General features: G+C 66.6%; 12 protein-coding genes. 10 read left to right on the forward strand and 2 right to left on the reverse strand.

What is annotated here, in order from left to right; genetic code table 11:
* Positions 1 to 332 precede the first annotated feature (332 nt).
* The 3 genes from JS533_RS09110 (at position 333) to JS533_RS09120 (ending at position 4,217) form a co-directional block, all read left to right on the forward strand.
* Positions 333 to 899, forward strand: coding sequence for a LemA family protein (locus JS533_RS09110; RefSeq protein ID WP_241514103.1), 567 nt, complete (start codon positions 333 to 335; stop codon positions 897 to 899).
* Positions 899 to 3,184, forward strand: a complete 2,286-nt coding sequence (locus tag JS533_RS09115; protein WP_241514104.1) for a DUF2207 domain-containing protein — start codon at positions 899 to 901, stop codon at positions 3,182 to 3,184. Before JS533_RS09110 ends, JS533_RS09115 begins: the two co-directional genes overlap by 1 nt.
* A gap of 172 nt (positions 3,185 to 3,356) precedes the next feature.
* Positions 3,357 to 4,217, forward strand: coding sequence for an aldo/keto reductase (locus JS533_RS09120; RefSeq protein ID WP_241514105.1), 861 nt, complete (start codon positions 3,357 to 3,359; stop codon positions 4,215 to 4,217).
* Between the two features lie 92 nt (positions 4,218 to 4,309).
* Here JS533_RS09120 and JS533_RS09125 read toward each other — a convergent pair whose 3' ends face one another.
* A complete protein-coding gene (locus JS533_RS09125) occupies positions 4,310 to 5,938 on the reverse strand; it encodes an aminotransferase-like domain-containing protein (protein ID WP_241514106.1) in 1,629 nt (542 codons plus the stop codon).
* A gap of 296 nt (positions 5,939 to 6,234) precedes the next feature.
* Here JS533_RS09125 and JS533_RS09130 point away from each other — a divergent pair, with 296 nt between their 5' ends.
* The gene (locus JS533_RS09130) at positions 6,235 to 6,957 is read left to right on the forward strand and encodes a LysE/ArgO family amino acid transporter (RefSeq protein WP_241514107.1); all 723 of its coding nucleotides are present in this window, start codon (positions 6,235 to 6,237) and stop codon (positions 6,955 to 6,957) included.
* A 247-nt stretch (positions 6,958 to 7,204) separates the two neighbouring features.
* On the opposite strand, the gene JS533_RS09135 is transcribed toward JS533_RS09130, so the two are convergent.
* Complete coding sequence (locus JS533_RS09135; RefSeq protein WP_241514115.1) at positions 7,205 to 8,926, reverse strand: peptidase U32 family protein; 1,722 nt, start codon at positions 8,924 to 8,926, stop codon at positions 7,205 to 7,207.
* Positions 8,927 to 9,177: 251 nt separating this feature from the next.
* Here JS533_RS09135 and JS533_RS09140 point away from each other — a divergent pair, with 251 nt between their 5' ends.
* From JS533_RS09140 to JS533_RS09165, 6 genes are all read left to right on the forward strand, one after another.
* Positions 9,178 to 10,185, forward strand: a complete 1,008-nt coding sequence (locus JS533_RS09140; RefSeq protein ID WP_241514108.1) for a purine nucleoside phosphorylase YfiH/LACC1 family protein — start codon at positions 9,178 to 9,180, stop codon at positions 10,183 to 10,185.
* A gap of 120 nt (positions 10,186 to 10,305) precedes the next feature.
* Positions 10,306 to 11,340, forward strand: coding sequence for an IspD/TarI family cytidylyltransferase (locus tag JS533_RS09145; RefSeq protein WP_420838644.1), 1,035 nt, complete (start codon positions 10,306 to 10,308; stop codon positions 11,338 to 11,340).
* Positions 11,341 to 11,461: 121 nt separating this feature from the next.
* Complete coding sequence (locus tag JS533_RS09150; protein WP_241514110.1) at positions 11,462 to 12,145, forward strand: pyroglutamyl-peptidase I; 684 nt, start codon at positions 11,462 to 11,464, stop codon at positions 12,143 to 12,145.
* 216 nt (positions 12,146 to 12,361) lie between these two features.
* Positions 12,362 to 13,741: a cell division protein gene (locus JS533_RS09155; RefSeq protein ID WP_241514111.1), complete on the forward strand. Its 1,380-nt coding sequence runs from the start codon at positions 12,362 to 12,364 to the stop codon at positions 13,739 to 13,741.
* A gap of 278 nt (positions 13,742 to 14,019) precedes the next feature.
* Positions 14,020 to 15,366, forward strand: a complete 1,347-nt coding sequence (locus JS533_RS09160; RefSeq protein WP_241514112.1) for a C1 family peptidase — start codon at positions 14,020 to 14,022, stop codon at positions 15,364 to 15,366.
* Positions 15,367 to 15,753: 387 nt separating this feature from the next.
* Complete coding sequence (locus JS533_RS09165; RefSeq protein ID WP_241514113.1) at positions 15,754 to 16,884, forward strand: 3-deoxy-7-phosphoheptulonate synthase; 1,131 nt, start codon at positions 15,754 to 15,756, stop codon at positions 16,882 to 16,884.
* The last annotated feature ends 341 nt before the right edge of the window (positions 16,885 to 17,225 follow it).

Genomic DNA, 17,225 nt, shown 5'->3' on the forward strand with positions numbered 1-17,225 from the left:
CTCACGGATCCTTCGCGGCGAAGCCGCTCACTTCGCCTACAGACAGTCCACTGGACTGTCTGTTTGACGGCTCAGTGTTCGAGGACTGATCGATAGATAGGTTTCCCGTGTCCGGGAAGCCGGCATGCCAAGCATGACTGAGGGGCAGTCAGAAGGCTCAGACCTTCCGGCTGCCCCTCAGCCGTATTCCGAGATTAGGCGGGCGATTCCGCGCGGCGATGCTTGGCGGCGGGAGTCCGTTGTGGAAGAATGGGACATGACGGGCACGAACGGGACCGTGGATCACGGCAACGACGGCAACGAGGCAAGGCGAAACGCACAAGGGGGAGCACATGATCGTCCTCATCATCATTCTGGTCATTCTCATAGCGCTGGTGCTGTGGGGCGTGAGCGCGTACAACGGGCTGGTCACGCTGCGCAACCGCGTCAAGAACGGGTGGGCGCAGATCGACGTGCAGCTGAAGCAGCGCGCCGACCTGATCCCGAACCTCGTGGAGACGGTCAAGGGCTACGCCGGACACGAGTCGACCGTGCTCACGCAGGTGACCGCCGCCCGCGCCGGTGTGGTCGCCGCCGCCAGCGATCCGAACGCGACGACAGTGCAGCGTGCGGCCGCCGAGAACGCGCTGTCCCGCGCACTCGTCAACCTGCAGGCGACGGCCGAGGCGTATCCGCAGCTGCAGGCCAACCAGAACTTCATGGATCTGCAGGCCCAGCTCAAGGAGCTCGAGTCGAAGATCGCGTACGCGCGCCAGTTCTACAACGACGTCGTGCTCAAATACAACACGGCCACCGAAACCGTGCCGAGCAACATCATCGCCGGACTGTTCCACTTCGAGCAGGCCGAATACTTCCAGGCCGACGAACAGTCGCGCGCGGTGCCGCAGGTCAAGTTCTGATGGACGTCAAACGCGTCATCAGATCAGCGTTCATCGCGGCGCTCGTCGTCATACTGGTCTTCGGTGGGGCGTGGCTCGCCTCCGCGTTCGAGGACGGCGCCGATCTGAGCTATCGCACGCTCGACTACAGCGTCGACGTGCAGTCGGACGGCAGTCTCAAGGTCACGCAGCACATCGACATGCGCCTGCGCAAACGCACCGACGACGATGACAACGTACGCCCGTGGAAGCAGCTGTATCAGCGGTACACGCTCAACGGCACGAACCTGTCGGACATCACCGATATTTCCGTACGCAACGCGACCACCGGGCAAACGTACGCACAAACCAAGCCGCGCCTGCCGGACGGCCTGAGCGAACGCGAATGGAACAGCGACTGGGCGAACCACTGGTATATCGCCGACGCGACCGGCGCCTCGCTGGAACCGTACGAGCCGATCGAGGACGGCTATCCGATCGGCGGCGGCTCCGCGGCGCTCAAAACCATCGAGATCGGCTGGAACATCCCCTACACCACCTCGGCCGACAGTCTCAAATTCGACGTGACGTTCACGCTCGTCGGCACGACCACGCTGTACGACGACGTCGCCACGTTCCAATGGGAGCCGTTCGGCGAGTCGAACCAGACGCCGATCGGCAAAGTCACCGGCACCGTGCGTTTTCCGAACGGCATCACGGCCGACGATTCGTGGGCGTGGCTGCACTACACCGGCACGTCCGAAACCGCGCGCGGCGACAACGGCGCGCTCAGGTTCACCGCGTACGACGTGCGCGCCGGCGAGTACCTCGACGTGGTCGCGGCGTTCGACGCGAACGTGGTCAAGGAACCCTCGTGGTGGAAGTCCGGCGACCATGTCGGCAGCCGGTCCGGCGGCTGGATTCGCAAGATCAACGGGGAACGGCTCGACTGGCTCAAAGCCGACGAGACCCGGCAGGAGACCCAATGGCGCGACCAGCAGCGCACGTTCGCACGACGCCGGCTTGCGATATGGGCCGGCTTCGCGCTCGCCGGACTGGTATTGTGCGTGATCGCCGTCGTGTCCGCGCTGCGCAGCCACCGGATCGCCGGCTATCACGGCGATATCGAATACTGGCGGGAACCGCCCGACATGAGCCCCGCATCCGCGGCGAAGATGGCCGACATCATGGGGCTTGACGGCAAAGGTTCGCTGGACGCGCGCCGCATGACCTCCACCATGCTGTCGCTCGCCTCGAAAAAGGCGATCGCGATACGGCCGGGCCCTGCGGAAACCTATCGCGGCATCGACATGAGCACCGCCTCCGCCGCCGAGCTCGCCGCGCTGATCGGCTCCGATCCGTCGCGCGTAGCCAATGCGGCCGACACCAGCACCATCGTGATCATGCCCGCGTGCTTCGACCAGTCCGACCGCGCCAAACTGAGGCTGAGTTCCAGCGAGGACCGCGCCCTGCGTCTGCTCGAGGCGATCTCCAAGCGCATCGGCGCGCCCGTGTTCGACCTGCGTCAGATGAACGCCGCCTGCAAGAACTGGAAAGGCGGCTACAAGGTGCTCGAGAAGTACGAGACCGCCTGCGCCAACGAGTTCGCGATGCTCGGCGCGACCCGCTCGTGCGGCGTGGGCGCGGGCGTGGCCGGCGGGTTCGGGCTTGCGGTGGCGATCGTCGGGATAGTGGCGCTCGGCGCGATGGGCAACGCGGCGGCTGCGGTGCTCATCACCGCGCCGACCATGTTCTTCAGCCTGTTCGCGTTGTTCTGCGCCAAACACACGGCGCTCACCCCGGCCGGACAGCGTTACGGCGGGCAGGTGCATGGCCTGTACCGGTATCTGGTCGATTTCTCGGACTTCTCCGACCGCGGCGTGGCCGATCTGGTGCTGTGGGACCGTTACCTCGTGTACGCGGCCTCGTTCGGCATCTCCGACCGTGTGCTGCGCGAACTGGCCAGGGCATATCCGCAGATCACCGACCCGGACTGGCTGGACGCGAACGCGTCCGATTCGGTGCTGTACTGGAGCTACCGGCCGTACGGATGGTACCGGCATTCCGCGTACGGGGCCGGTTACGGCGGCGCGGACGGCAGCGGCGGCCCGTTCCCCGGTTCGGCCGGCGGATTCGACCCGTCGTCGTTCAGTGCGAACATCGGCGATATCGGCGCGCAACTCGACGCCGGCTTCGCCGACATCCGTTCCACGATCTCCGCGGCGGCACCGTCGTCCTCCGGCGGCTCTGGCGGCTCGTTCTCCGGCGGAGGCGGATTCGGCGGCTCGTCCGGCGGCTCCGGCGGCGGCTCCTTCGGTGGGCGGTGAGCGGTCTCCCACGCTTCTTGCGGCCATCGTTCCGGTGGGTGCCGTGCGGGCGTTGCCTTCACGGACAGTCGGCGGGAGTCCGAGCGGCTCTCTACGCTGGGAGGCGGAACATCGCCGGCAGCCACCCAAGGCCGCCCGTCCAGTCCGTTCAGCTCACTCGAAGGAGAACGCCATGCTGCACCGCAATCTCGGACCGTTCGACACCACCGCCATCGGCCACGGCGAAATGCCGCTGACCATCGAAAACAACCGCGGCCACGAAGTCGGCATCGAAACGCTGCACGCCTCGCTCGACGCGGGCTGCCGCCACATCGACACCGCATGGGCCTACTACACGCCCGGCGAGGAGGAGCAGACCGGCGAAAAACTTGTCCGCGAGGCGCTGGAGACGTGGAACGGACCGCGCGACGAAGTGCTCGTGGCCACCAAGATCGGCCTGCGCCGCGCCTGGGACGGCGACAAGCCGGTCTGGCCGCGCGACGGCAAGCCCGAGCATCTCATCCGCTACGGCAAGGAGTCGGCGATGGCGCTCGGTGTCGACACGATCGACCTGCTGTACATGCACCGCCACGACCCGGAAGTGCCGTACAACGAGTCCATCGAGGCGATCAAGCAGCTCGTCGACGAAGGCGTCGCGCAGTACGCGGGCGTGTCCAACGTGACCATCGAACAGCTCGACATCGCGCGCGGCATCCTCGGCGACAAGCTCATCGCCGTGCAGAACCAGTACTCGCCGGTCCATCTCGACACGCAGGACACGCTCGACTACTGCGCCAAGCTCGGCCTCGCGTTCGTGTGCTGGAGCCCGCTCGGCGGCTACCGCCACCCGTACGACGAGCACAAGTTCGACCCGTTCCGCGAGGTCGCCGCCAAGCACGGCGTCAGCTACCAGCAGGTCGTGCTCGCGTGGGAGCTCGCCAAGGGCGACCACATGTTCGTGATCCCCGGCGCGCACCGCCCGGAGACCATCCTCGATTCGCTCAAGGCCGGCGAACTCGAGCTCGACGACGAGGACTTCGCCAAGCTCGGCTGAGTGCCTGGCCGGGCATGGAGCGGGGTGCGTCAGGTATGATGACGCACCCCGCTCCGTGTCTGCGGCTGCCACGTCGAGCCGATATCACGCCATCACGCCCCGGCCTGACGCGCCAGGTCGGCGAGCGTCGCGGCGGCCGCGTCGAACTCCTCCGGCGTCGTGTACGAGTAGCTCAGACGCAGCGAATTGTCGCCCTCGAAATCGTAGATGTCGCCCGGGTTGAGCAGCACGCCGCGCTTCAACGCCAGCTGGAACAGCCGGCCGATCTTGACCGGCTGATCGAACGTGAGCCAGATGTAGAACCCGCCCTGCGGCACGGTCCAATGCGCGAGCCCGGCGAACCGGCGTCCCAGCGTATCGAGCGCCGCGTCACGCCGCCGGCGCAGCTCACGCTTGAGCCCCGCCACGTATTCGTCGTACAGGCCGCTCGCCAGAAACCGCGCGTACACCCACTGGCTGAGCGTGCTCGCGCCGTAATCCATCTGCATCTTCACGTCGGCCAGCCGGTGCACGATCGACCGGTCCGCCACGATCCATCCGATGCGCAGACCGGGCGCGAGCGCCTTCGACGCGCTGCCCAGCGTGATCACCATGCCCGTGCGGTCCATCGCCTTGAGCGGCGTGGGCGCGGGGCCGTCCCCGAAATACAGGTCCTGATACGCTCCGTCCTCGATGACCGGCAGGCGCAGGTCCACGCAGCAGTCGACCAGTGCGCGCCGCCGCGCGTCCGGCATCGTCACGCCGGTCGGATTGTGGTTCGTCGGGATCGTGTACAGCACCGCGTCGTCCATGCGACGGCGGGCGGCCGGCAGCGGCGGCGGGACGGGCTGCGCGGCCGCAACCGCCCCCGAACGAGACGATGACGGGATCGGCGATGCCAACGCGACGTTCGATGTCGGGCCGCAACCGGTCGCCGTCGGGTCGAAACCGGTCGCCGTCGGGCCGCCGGCGGAACCGTCCAGCAGGCCGCGCAACGCGTCGACGCGCAGCCCGTCGCCGTCCATCGGCACGCCGGCAAGCCGCATCCCCGCCGACTGGAACACCTGCAGCGACTTGATATAGCTCGGCGCCTCCGCGATCACCGTCGATCCGGCCGACAGCAGACTTACCGAAATCATCTGTAACGCCTGCAGCGCGCCCGACGTGACGAGAATCTGCTCCGCCCGGCATTCGACGCCGGTGTCCCGCATATGCGCGGCGATCGCCTCGCGCAACACCGGCAGCCCCTCGGGAGCCGGGTAGCCGAGCGAGTCGATCTCGTCCGCGGCCTCGCGCGCCACGCGACGCCACATCTCGCGCGGGAACAGCCGGGGATCGAGCTCGCCGGTGCCGAGTCGGGTGACCCCGTCCGCGAACTCCATGCGGTTGATGGTCTGGGTCGTCTCGTTGTTCGCGCGGAAGAACCCGGACGAGACATAATCCGCCCAGTCGGGGGCGCCCGGCAGCATCAGCGACCACGTATTGCTCACGATGCGCGTGCCCGCGCCGTGCAGCCCCTCGACGATGCCGTAGTCGGCCAGTTCTCCGATCGCGGCGATCACCGTCGACCGGTTCACGCCGAACGCCTCGGCCAGCGCGCGCTGCGACGGCAGACGTGAGCCGATCGGCCACGCGCCGCTGGAGACCTGCCGGCACATGTAGTCGACGATCTGTTCGGTGATCGGCACGTCGGACGTGCGGTCCGGCGTCCAATCGATGCTGATCGGCGCGATACGGGCCATGGTGGTTCCTCGATTCGGGGTGGTTGCTGGACGTGTGGCCGGGGGGCGGTGGAGGTCTTGGTGGTTGATCTGACGTGGTCAGTTCGGCCAGTTCGGTTTATTTGGTTGGGTCTATGGCACACTGCTTGGCTGGTTGCCAAGTGTAATCACTTGGGTAGGATAATGCGACGGTATTGGAATAATGCGGATTTGCCGGTGATCGCGATCCGTGGGAATGAATCCGGCTGACAAGGATTTGGCTGGATTTGGCTGGCTGAGCGTGACCCAGCCAAACCGAGATGCAGGGGAGTGAAGACATGGGTCTGTACTTGCAGGGACTGACGATGGGCCTGGCGTACATCGCGCCGATCGGCATGCAGAATCTGTTCGTCATCAATTCGGCGCTGACGCGCACGCGCCGCAACGCGCTCATCACGGCGCTCATCGTCGTGCTGTTCGACATGTCGCTGTCGCTGTCCTGCTTCTTCGGCGTGGGTGCGCTCATGCAGGCGCATCCGTGGCTGGAGACCATCGTGCTCGGTCTCGGCGGACTGATCGTGGTGAAGATCGGCATGGGACTGCTGCTGCCGAAGAAGAAGACCGCGGCTCAGGACGCCGCTGCGGCTGCGACCACCTCGAACACCTCGAGTGCTTCGGCCGTCGCCGCGCAGCCCGGTCTCGCGGCGGTCGGTACCACGGCTGCGTCCGCGACCCGCGCTCAGCACATGGGCCTGCGTGGCCTGCTCGACACGATCGGCACCGCATGCGTGGTCACCTGGTTCAACCCACAGGCCATCATCGACGGCACGCTGATGCTCGGCGCGTTCGCCGCCACCCTGAGCGCCCAGCAGACCACCCCGTTCATCACCGGCGTGGAAACCGCCTCGGTGATGTGGTTCATGGGCGTCACGCTCGTCGTCAACGCCTTCGCGCACAAGTTCAGCCCGAAGGTCATCGACGTGCTCAACCGCGTGTGCGGCGGCGTCATCACCCTCTACGGCGTCAAGCTCCTCGTCGATTTCGCGCTCGCCGTGCTGTAAGGGGCTCGGCGGTGCGCAGGGCATGGTGGTTGACGAGTTTGACGATCGAGAGGCTGATTTCCGCTGTTGCCGAGGTCAGTTCGACGATCGAGAGGCTAAGAGGCGGATCGAAACCGTCCCCTGACCACCCAAAACGGCGGTGCGACACCCTGATTCAAGGTGTTGTCGGACTGACATAGCCTCTCGATCGTCAAACTGACCTCGATGGAGCTCCAAATCAGCCTCTCTATCGTCAAACTGCCCCCGGTTATTCCGCCTTGAGCGTCGGCTTCTTGGTGCGCGAGCGGATCGCCGCGTTGTGCGGCACCGGCTCCGGGCACGGCATCGAGAAGACGTGCGCCGGATTGTTGATCGCCTCGACCCAATGGCCGTCCGCGTCACGGAAGCCGCCGGCCGGCACCGTGTAGGCGAACGGGCGCTCGCCCGGCAGCAGGAATTCGATCTCCTGACCGGCTTCGATCTTGTTGCGGCTCATGAGCGTCACCCGGCCGCCCTCGTCCGGCGTCCAGTCGAGCACCTCGCCCACGACCATCCATGCTCGGAAATACGCGGAACGATTGGTGTTCTGCGTAACCTTGTGCTCGGGATAATAGAATCCGGTCGAATAATCGCGGTGGGCGACCTTGTCGGGCTCCTCGAGCAGCCAGTCGGGCAGCTCGACACGGTCCGCCGGGCGCACGCGCGCATGATGCCAGCCTTCGGGCAGCACCTCCTCGGCCGTGTTCGACTTGCGGCGCGCGCTGCGGGCGCGGTAGCTCAGGTCGTCGAGCTGGGAGCCGCCGGCGGAACGTGCGGCGGCGTCCTCGGTCGCGGAAGACGAAGCGGTCGCATCCGAAACCGTGCCGGTTGCATTGACGCTGTTCCCTGCAGCCAGAGTCTCCTCGGTCGCGGATGCGCCGTTGGCCCCGTTCGTGCCGTTGGCCCCGTTCGCAATGTCTCCCGTCTCCGGATCGCCGCCGAACTCCAGTCCCATATCCCCGCCGGGCACGCCGGCGAACGCCTTGTCCGCATCGCGTTCGATCGCGTCCGGAGCCAGATCGACCGACTCGGCGTAATCCGGGTCGCCCTCGCGGATCACCCGGTCGCGGAACGGCTTCAGCACCGCCCCGGAAGCGTCCTCGAACCCGCGCTGCACCATATACTCGTTCACCGCGATCTTGTACGCGTTCGTCATCGCGGCGATGTAATACGCCGACTTCGACCGGCCTTCGATCTTGAGGCTTGTCGCTCCCGAATCGATCAGGTCGTCGATATGGTCGAGCATGCACATGTCCTGCGAGTTGAACAGGTATGCGCCCTCCTCGGTCTGCTCGATCGGGAAATACTGTCCGGGCCGCTTCTCCTCGACGATCGAGTACTTCCAGCGGCACGGCTGCGCGCATTCGCCGTGATTGCCGTCGCGGCCGGTCAAGTAGTTGGAGAACAGGCAGCGGCCGGAGAACGCCATGCACATCGCGCCGTGCACGAAGCATTCGATGTCCATGTCGTCGGGAATGCGCGCGCGGATATCGCGCACGGCCTGCAGATCCATTTCGCGGGCGAGCACGACGCGGCGCGCGCCGAACTCGTACAGCGCCTGCGCCGCGCCATAGTTGGTCACGCCGGCCTGCGTGGAGACGTGCAGCTCCACGTCGGGCGCGATCCGATGCGCCATCATCATCACGCCGATGTCGGTGACGATCATCGCGTCGATGCCGGTGTCCTTCAACTGTCCGATGTATTCGCGCATCGCCTCGACCTCGGCGTTGCGCGGCAGCACGTTGAGCGTCACGTACACGCGGGCGCCGCGTTCGTGGGCGTAGCGCGCGCCCTCCTCGAAATCGGCGAGGCTCAGGTTCTTCGGGGCCGAGCGCATGCCGAACGCCTTGCCGCCGCAGTAGACGGCGTCGGCGCCGAAGTCGACGGCGGTCTTGAGGCCGCGCAGGTTGCCGGCGGGGGCGAGGACTTCGGGCTTGCGACGGCGCGGCAGGGCGGATATGGTCGCGCCGTTTACGGGGGTATGGAAAGCAGTCGATTCGTCAATAAGCACCAGATCAGTGTAGACGGGAACCGGTACGGTCCACGGTCCGTTTCGCCACTCGTGCCGCCGCCTGTGCCGCCGCGTGGGAAGTCCGGCGTTCGGCGCGTCAGGCGCGGCCGCATGCCGGAGCCCGTCGCAAGCCTGCCGCCGTCCGGTCGCCCACCTGCCGCCGGGCAGTGCGTCACGCTAGAGTGGGCGGCATGAGCGATGAACAGTATGATGACGAGATTCTTGACAGCAACAAGATCAGTTCGACCGACCGCGACGGCAACCCGATCCCGGTGACGATCCCGATCGCGCTCGCGCCCGGCGTCACCGTCGTGTACACGACGCGTCTCGGCGGTCTGAGCACCGGCGACTTCGGCAACTGCAACCTCGGAGGCAAATCCGGCGACGATCCGGCGGCCGTCCTGTCGAACCGCGTGGCGCTCGCCGAGGCGGCCGGCGCGCGCCTGTCGTTGGTGTCGCAGGTGCACTCCGGCGTCGCCGTGGATGTGGACGACGCGTTCGAGATCAACACGCCGTTCGGCTTCGACGTGTCCGGTACGCGCCCGGCCGATGGGGACCTTGCGTCCGACGACGGCGCCCCGACCGTCAGGGAGGCCGACGGCCAGGTCACGTCGCGCACCGGCATCGCGCTCGGCATGTTCGCCGCCGACTGCCTGCCCGTGCTGTTCGCCGATCCCGAGACCGGCATCATCGGCGCCTGCCATTGCGGTCGTCGCGGTCTCGAGAACGGCGTGATCGGCGCGACCGTCGAACTCATGAAACGCAAGGGAGCCGATCCGTCGCGCATCGTCGCCACGCTCGGCCCGCGCATCTGCGGCGACTGCTACGAGGTCGGCGACGAGATCGCCGACAAGTTCGAGAAGCGCTTCCCGCTGACCAAGACCGTCACGCGATTCGGCGGCGCCGGCATCGACATCGCCGAGGCCGCGATGATCGACCTCGCGTTCGCCGGCGTGAGCAAGGTGGTCGATTCGATGCCGCGCGTGCACGCCGCGACCCAGTATCTCGACCACGATCCCGAGCTCGCCGAACTGTGCCGCACCGACGGCGAGGGGCCGGCGTCGCTCGACGAGCGCATCGACGGCATCAGCCGCAGCATGTGCACGCTCGAAAACCCGCTGTGGTATTCGCACCGCCGTGCCGTGCGCGCCGGCAAGAAGCACGAGGGCCGCATGCTCGCGCTCATCGTGCGCCATTAGCCGCCGCGCCCGGCTGCATGCCCGGCCGCGTGTCCGGTCGGGCATTTCCGCGCATATTCCGTGCAGATGGGTGTGAGCCGCCTCACACCCCATGCCGCCCGCCGTACGGTGGAAGACATCATGACCGAGAGAGAAACAGGGGATTCCATGTCCGCAAACGCAACCGAACCCGAAAGCGCGGCCGAGCCGGCCGCATCCGCCGCCGAACCGGCCGCGCCGAAGCCGCAGTCCGTGCCCGTCGTGGCCGTGGTACTCGCCGCGGGCTTCGGCACGCGTTTCGACCCGAACAACCCCAAGCAGCTCGTCTCCGTCGGCGGCAAGCCGATCGTGTGCTGGAGCATCGAGGCGTTCGAACGCAACGAACGCGTCTCCGACATCATCGTCGTCGTCAATCCGGCCGTGCGCGCCACGGTCGAGGAGCTCATCGAACGCGCCGGCTATCCGAAGGTGCGCATGATCATCAACGGCGGCCGCGAACGCGTCGACAGCACCGCCGCCGCGCTCGGCGCGCTTGCCGAGGCGGGGGTGCCGTCCCGTGCGAAGATCCTCATCCACGATGCGGTGCGTCCGTTCGTCGAACAGTCGTCGATCGACGGCTGCATCGACGCGCTCGACGAACTCGACGCGGCCACCGTCGCGTACGCGAGCACCGACACCGTGCTGCTGACCGAATTCCGCGACGGACGCAAGGTCGTGCGTCAGGTGCCCGACCGGCCGCATACGTTCCGCGCGCAGACGCCGCAGGCGTTCCGTTTCGACACGATCCGGCGCGCGTACGATCTGGCGTCGGCCGATCCCGGATTCCATCCGACCGACGACACGCGCGTCGTCGTCGACTATCTGCCCGATTCGGCGGTCGCCGTGGTCGACGGCAGCGAGTCGAACCTGAAGATCACGACGATGGCCGACATCCCGACCGCCGAGCGGATCGCCGCGGAGCGTCTCGGACGGCCGGGCATGCCGCCGGTCACGACGACGGCAGGACCGGCCGTGGGCGTGCGGGACGCCGGCGTCGCGGCGGGCGGGAACGACCCAGGCGCGCCGGTCGATCCGGTGACCGGCGCTCCCGCGAATATGTCGCATATGACGCGCGAGGAGGCCAAGGCCCGCATGCACGCGATCTTCGCCGAGGCCGCCTCGCGCATGGGGCGCTGACCGGACGGCCCCGGCCGAACGCCGTCGCGTGACGTCGCATCCGGCCGCGTCCGGTACCGGAGCGCGTGTGCGTGCCGCGACGTTCGCGCGCTGCAGCCGGCGCTGGTTTAGACTGGGGACCATGCAGCAGATCAACGTGGTGATTTCCGGCTTCGACCATTACGACGGCATCGACGTCAACCCGTGCCTTGAAGTGCCGCGCGCGCTCGCCGAGCAGGGGCTCGGCCCGGCCGCCGACGACCGGTTCGACGATCCGCTGGGCGACGTGCGCGTGAACATCCGCACGGTGGCCATCCCCGTCAGCTTCGCCAAGGCATGGCCGACGCTGCGCGCCGCCATCGAGGAGTCGCATCCCGACATCGTCATCGCCACCGGGCTCAAGCATGCGGCCCGCGGCGTGCTGCTCGAACGCTGCGCCACGAACCTCATGGACTCGGCCCGGCCGGATGCGGACAATGCGACGCCTCGCTCCGGTCCGATCGACCCGGACGGCCCGGCCGCATACTGGACGCGGCTGCCGCTGCGTTCGATCCTCAAGGACTTCACCCGCGACGGCATCCCCTCGTCGCTCAGTTCCGACGCGGGCACGTTCGTGTGCAACTCGCTGTTCTACAACCTGCTCAACTGGACCGCCACGCAGGAGCATGTGCTCAGCGGGTTCGTCAGTTTCCCGAAGGTCGTCGACGACCGCAAGACGCAGCACGGGCTGCCGCTCGACCAGCAGATCCAGGCCGGGCGCGACGTGGTGCGCGAGACCGTGCGCTATCTGCGCTGCCCGTCGTCGGCGGACATCCTCATCGGCTGACGGCGACGCGTCATGGGTCGTCACGGGCCGTCGCGGAACGGATGCGGACTCGTTGCGAACCGCGCGAACCGGTTCGCGTGACACGCCCGAGATTGCGGCTTCTGTGAGGAAACCGCGCTCCCAGCGCGTATTCAGGATTCATACGCTAGAGTGCTCGGTGTGGGTTGTCCCGCAAGGGACTCAGGGGCGTCGAACAGACGGCGAAAGGAACAGGCTATGGTGGATCGTTTCCCAATCGCGTTGCGTGGGTACGACAAGGAAAAGGTGGACGAGGCGTTCGGGGCGGCGCAGGACACGCTGCTGCAGCTGCGCGATCAGGTCAAGCAGTACGACGAGCGCATCCTCCAGCTTCAGGCGCAGCTTCAGGAGGAGCGCAACCGCAAGGCGAAGGGCGGTGCCTCGTTCGCCTCGCTCGGCGCGAACGCGCAGCAGATGCTCGCCTCCGCCGAACAGACCAGCACCGAGCTGCTCAACCGCGCCAAGCAGGACGCGGCCGCCACGCGCGCCGCCGCGCAGGCGCAGGCCGAAACGCTCATCAACAACGCGAAGCTCGACGCGCAGCACATCGTCGGCGACGCGACCTCCAAGGCGAAGTCCATGCTGCAGGACGCGAACACCAAGGCCGAAACCGTGTCCGTTTCCGCCCAGGAGGACGCCGCCCAGATGCGTTCCGAGGCGGCCAAGGTCGTCTCCGAGCAGCGCCAGTCCACCGAACTTGAGCTGAGCAACGCCCGCGAGGAGCAGAAGAAGCGCCTCGCCTCCGAACGAGCCAAGCAGGAGCGCGAGATCGCCGACATGCGCGCCGAGGCCACCCAGCAGATCACCGAGCAGCGCAAGGCCGCCAACGAGGAGATCACCCGTCTCAAGAGCGAGACCAACGACCAGATCGAGGCCGCGCTCGCCGAGGCGAACAAGAAGCTCGCCGACGTGCGCGAGCAGGTCTCCAAGATGATGTCCGAGGCGCGACGCAAAGCCGGCGAGATCACCGACGCCGCCAGCTCCAAGGCGCAGGGCATCGTCGACGAGGCGGAGGTGCACCGCACCAAGACGATGAGCCAGGTCACCGCCGAGGTCGAGCAGATCCGCGCCGACATCGCCGCCCAGCAGGACGAGGCGACCAAGAAGGTCGACGAGCTGCTTGCGCATCTCGACGATCGCCGTCAGGCCGCCAAGCAGGAGGCCGACGAACTGGTCGGCCAGGCCAAGACCGTGCGCGAGGAGGCCGACGCCTACGCCGCCGCCAAGCGCGAGGATGCGGACAAGCAGGCCGCGGCCATCCTCAAGAAGGCCGACGCGGACGCCGCCGCGCAGATCGAGCAGCGCCGTCAGGCCGCCAAGTCCGAGATCGAAGGCATGGAGACGCATCTCAAGGAGCTGCAGCAGCGCGAATCGCAGATCACGCAGCGCGTGTCCGAGCTGCGCGCGATGTTCTCCAACGCGTTCGCCGGATTCGCGATGCCCGAGCCGCCCGCCGAGGGCGACAAGGCCGAGGGTGGCGAGGCCGAGGGCGGTGCGGACGCCGCCGCGGCGGACGGAGATGCCGCGGATGCGCAGAACGCGCAGCAGCAGGCTCCGGCCGGCGGACAGCGCCACTGACGTCCGTCCCGGCGTCGATGAACGCCGGTGAACGTCGGTGAATCCTACGGGGAGGATGGTCCTGACGGACATCCTCCCCGTTCGTTATGGCCGCCATGGTCATGAACTGAATGGTTTCAAATAAGCATCCGTCATGTCCGGGTTCGAGTAGACTGGGTGTTTGTTTGCATCGCGGCACCCCGGCCATCGGCCTGTGCTCCTTCACTGAAGGAACGCGGCCGGCGACAGGGGTGCCGAACTATGTGGCCCAGAAGGCCCAAACACACAAGGAGAATCGCATGAGCGAAATCACCGCACTGAGCGCCGACAAGCTGAACGCGCTGCGCGAGGAATTCGACGCGGACGGCACCAACCGTCTCGCCATGAACGCCGTCACCGCGGCCGGCATCGACAAGGTCGCGCGCAACTACGATCGCGCCCGCCTGCTGCAGCGCCGCTTCTCGACCGTCGTGGACAACGGCGAGGTCACGCATCAGGACCGTTCCGGCCGCTGCTGGCTGTTCAGCTCGCTGAACGTCGCGCGCTTCGTCGCCAAGCAGAACATGGGCCTCAAGGAGTTCGAGTTCTCGCAGAACTACGCGATGTACTACGACAAGCTCGAGCGCGTCAACTACTTCCTCAACGATGTTGCCGCCCTTGTGGCCGCGGGCGAGCCGAACGACTCCCGCCTCATCAAGCACCTGCTCGACGACGTGATGGGCGACGGCGGCCAGTGGACGATGGCCATGAACGTGTACAAGAAGTACGGCGCCGTGCCGAAGGACCTGTTCCCGGAGACCGAGTCCTCCAAGAACACCGGCCCGATGAACACGCAGCTGCGCCACATGCTGCACACCGCCGTCGCGCGCCTGTTCGCCGCCGCCGGCGACGAGGCGAAGACCGCCGAGATCATCTCCGAGGCGACCGCCGCCGGCCACCGCATCCTCACCATCCACCTCGGCGAGCCGCCGGTCTCCTTCGACTGGGAGTGGACCGACAAGGACGGCGAGTTCCACCGCGACGGCGAGCTCACCCCGGTCGAGTTCTGGAACAAGTACGTCGGCTCCGCCGATCTCGAAAGCTACGTGTGCCTCGTGGACGATCCGCGCCAGGAGCACGCCAAGGGCAAGAAGATCGGCATCGAGCACCTCGGCAACGTCGCGGGCGGAGACCCGACCGAGTACCTGAACGTGCCGAACCAGTTCATGAAGGACTGCGTGCGCCAGATCCTGACCGAGCAGGGCATCCCGGTGTGGTTCGGCGCCGACTGCGGCCCGTTCATGGACCGCGTCAACGGCGCGTGGGCGACCGACCTGTTCGAGTACGGCAAGGTGTACGACTTCGACTTCGACCTGAACAAGGAAGACCGCGTGCGCTACTGCGATTCCGCGATGAACCACGCGATGGCGTTCGTCGGCGTCGACGTGGCCGAGGACGGCAAGACCACCCGCCGCTGGCGCGTCGAGAACTCGTGGGGCAAGGACATCGCCGACAAGGGCTACTTCACCATGAGCGACGACTGGTTCACCGAGTACGTCTACGAGGTCGCCGTCCCGAAGGCGATGCTCCCGGCCGAGTACCAGGCCGCCCTCGACGAGCCGGCCACCATGCTCCCGGCTTGGGACCCGATGGGCGCTCTTGCCTGATCGAGCCCTGCGGGCTCGCTCAGGCAAGAGCGCCTGAGGCGACAGGCCGTGTAGCGAACAGTCCGGGTGAACTGTTCGTAGGTCTGGCGGACGGCTGACACGCCGTCCGGAACGCCGAAGGCAGCAACCAGCCTCGCCACAGGCGAGTCCGTAATCGCGTAAGCCCAACAAGGCTTGGCTCACAATCCCGTTGCCCCTGACGCTCCAAGATATGTCCATATCGGAGTGTCGGGAACAGCGGGATTTGTCATTTATTCGCAGCTTCAACCGTCACTCACCGCCCTATATCCACATTCCAGTCCGGAATTTCCACAATCCGAGCCCCTCGACTATCCTGTGTTCGGTATCATTCGAACGAATCAGGCAGAACAAGAGGAGAGCATCACGATGGCAGGTCTTCGCGGTCCGGACAGTTCCGAGGACGAGCGGCAGCTGAGCAGGAACGCCGTGTTCCCCGAAACGGTGGACGTGAACATCCGCCAGCTCGACCCGATCCCGGCCCCGCGCTATTTCCTCAAGGAGCTCCCGCTCACCGACGAGATGAGCGATCTCGTCCTGCAGTCGCGCCAGCAGATCCGCGACATCCTGCACGGCCGTGACGACCGTCTGCTCGTCATCGTCGGCCCGTGCTCCATCCACGATCCCAAGGCCGCGCACGAGTACGCGACCAAGCTCGCGGCGGTCAACCGCGAGCTCAGCGACCGCCTGATGATCGTCATGCGCGTGTACTTCGAAAAGCCGCGCACCACGATCGGCTGGAAGGGTCTGATCAACGACCCGGATCTCAACGGCCGTTTCGACATCCGCAAGGGCATGTGGCTCGCCCGCAAGGTGCTCACCGACGTGCTGAGCCTCGGCCTGCCCACCGCCACCGAATGGCTCGACCCGATCACCCCGCAGTACATCTGCGACCTGATCAGCTGGGGCGCGATCGGCGCGCGCAACACCGAATCGCAGGTGCACCGCGAGCTCGCGTCCGGCCTGTCGATGCCGGTCGGCTTCAAGAACGCCACCGACGGCTCGATCAAGCCGGCCGCCGACTCGTGCTATGCGGCTGCGTTCGAACATCACTTCCTGTCCATCAACCTGGACGGTCGCGTCATCTCCGCCGAAACCAAGGGCAACCCCGACTGCCATCTCGTGCTGCGCGGCTCCAACACCGGTCCGAACTACGACGCCGAATCCGTCGCGCAGGCGCTCGCCGACCTCAAAAAGTCGAAGGCGTCCGGCCCAAGCGAGTACGGTCTCGTGATCGACGCGGCGCACGGCAACTGCGGCAAGGACGAGAAGGTCGAGGCCGAGGTCGTCGAGAACATCGCCTCGCGCATCGCCGCCGGCGAGCAGGGCATCCTCGGCGTGATGATGGAAAGCTTCCTCGTCGCCGGCCATCAGAAGCCTGCCCCGCTCGACCAGCTCGTCTACGGCCAGTCGGTCACCGATTCGTGTGTGCCGTGGGATCGCACCGAGCAGCTGCTGCACACGCTCGCCGACGCCGTCGCCACGCGCCGCGCCGCCTGAGTTCGCTGTGAAATGCCGTCATCCAGGTCAGTTTGACGATTGAGAGGCTGATCTGGACGATTGCAGGGGTCAGTTTGACGATTGAGAGGCGGCCATAAGGACAACGCGGACCTTATTGCCGGCCATATTGCTTGGTGTTGCAACATGTCAAGGCGTCGATGCCGCGGGAAGACGCCTCTCGATCGTCGAACTGACCCGTGCGCAAGACGAAAATAGCCTCTCGATCGTCAAACTGCGACCGAGAGGCCCATGGTTCATCCGACCGACAGTGTCCTATGTCAGGCCGAAGTCTGCGCCGCATCCTCCGCCGCATCGATCTTCGCGATGGTCTCCTCGTACGT

The organism is Bifidobacterium amazonense (assembly GCF_018555435.2).
Taxonomy (GTDB): Bacteria; Actinomycetota; Actinomycetes; order Actinomycetales; family Bifidobacteriaceae; genus Bifidobacterium; species Bifidobacterium amazonense.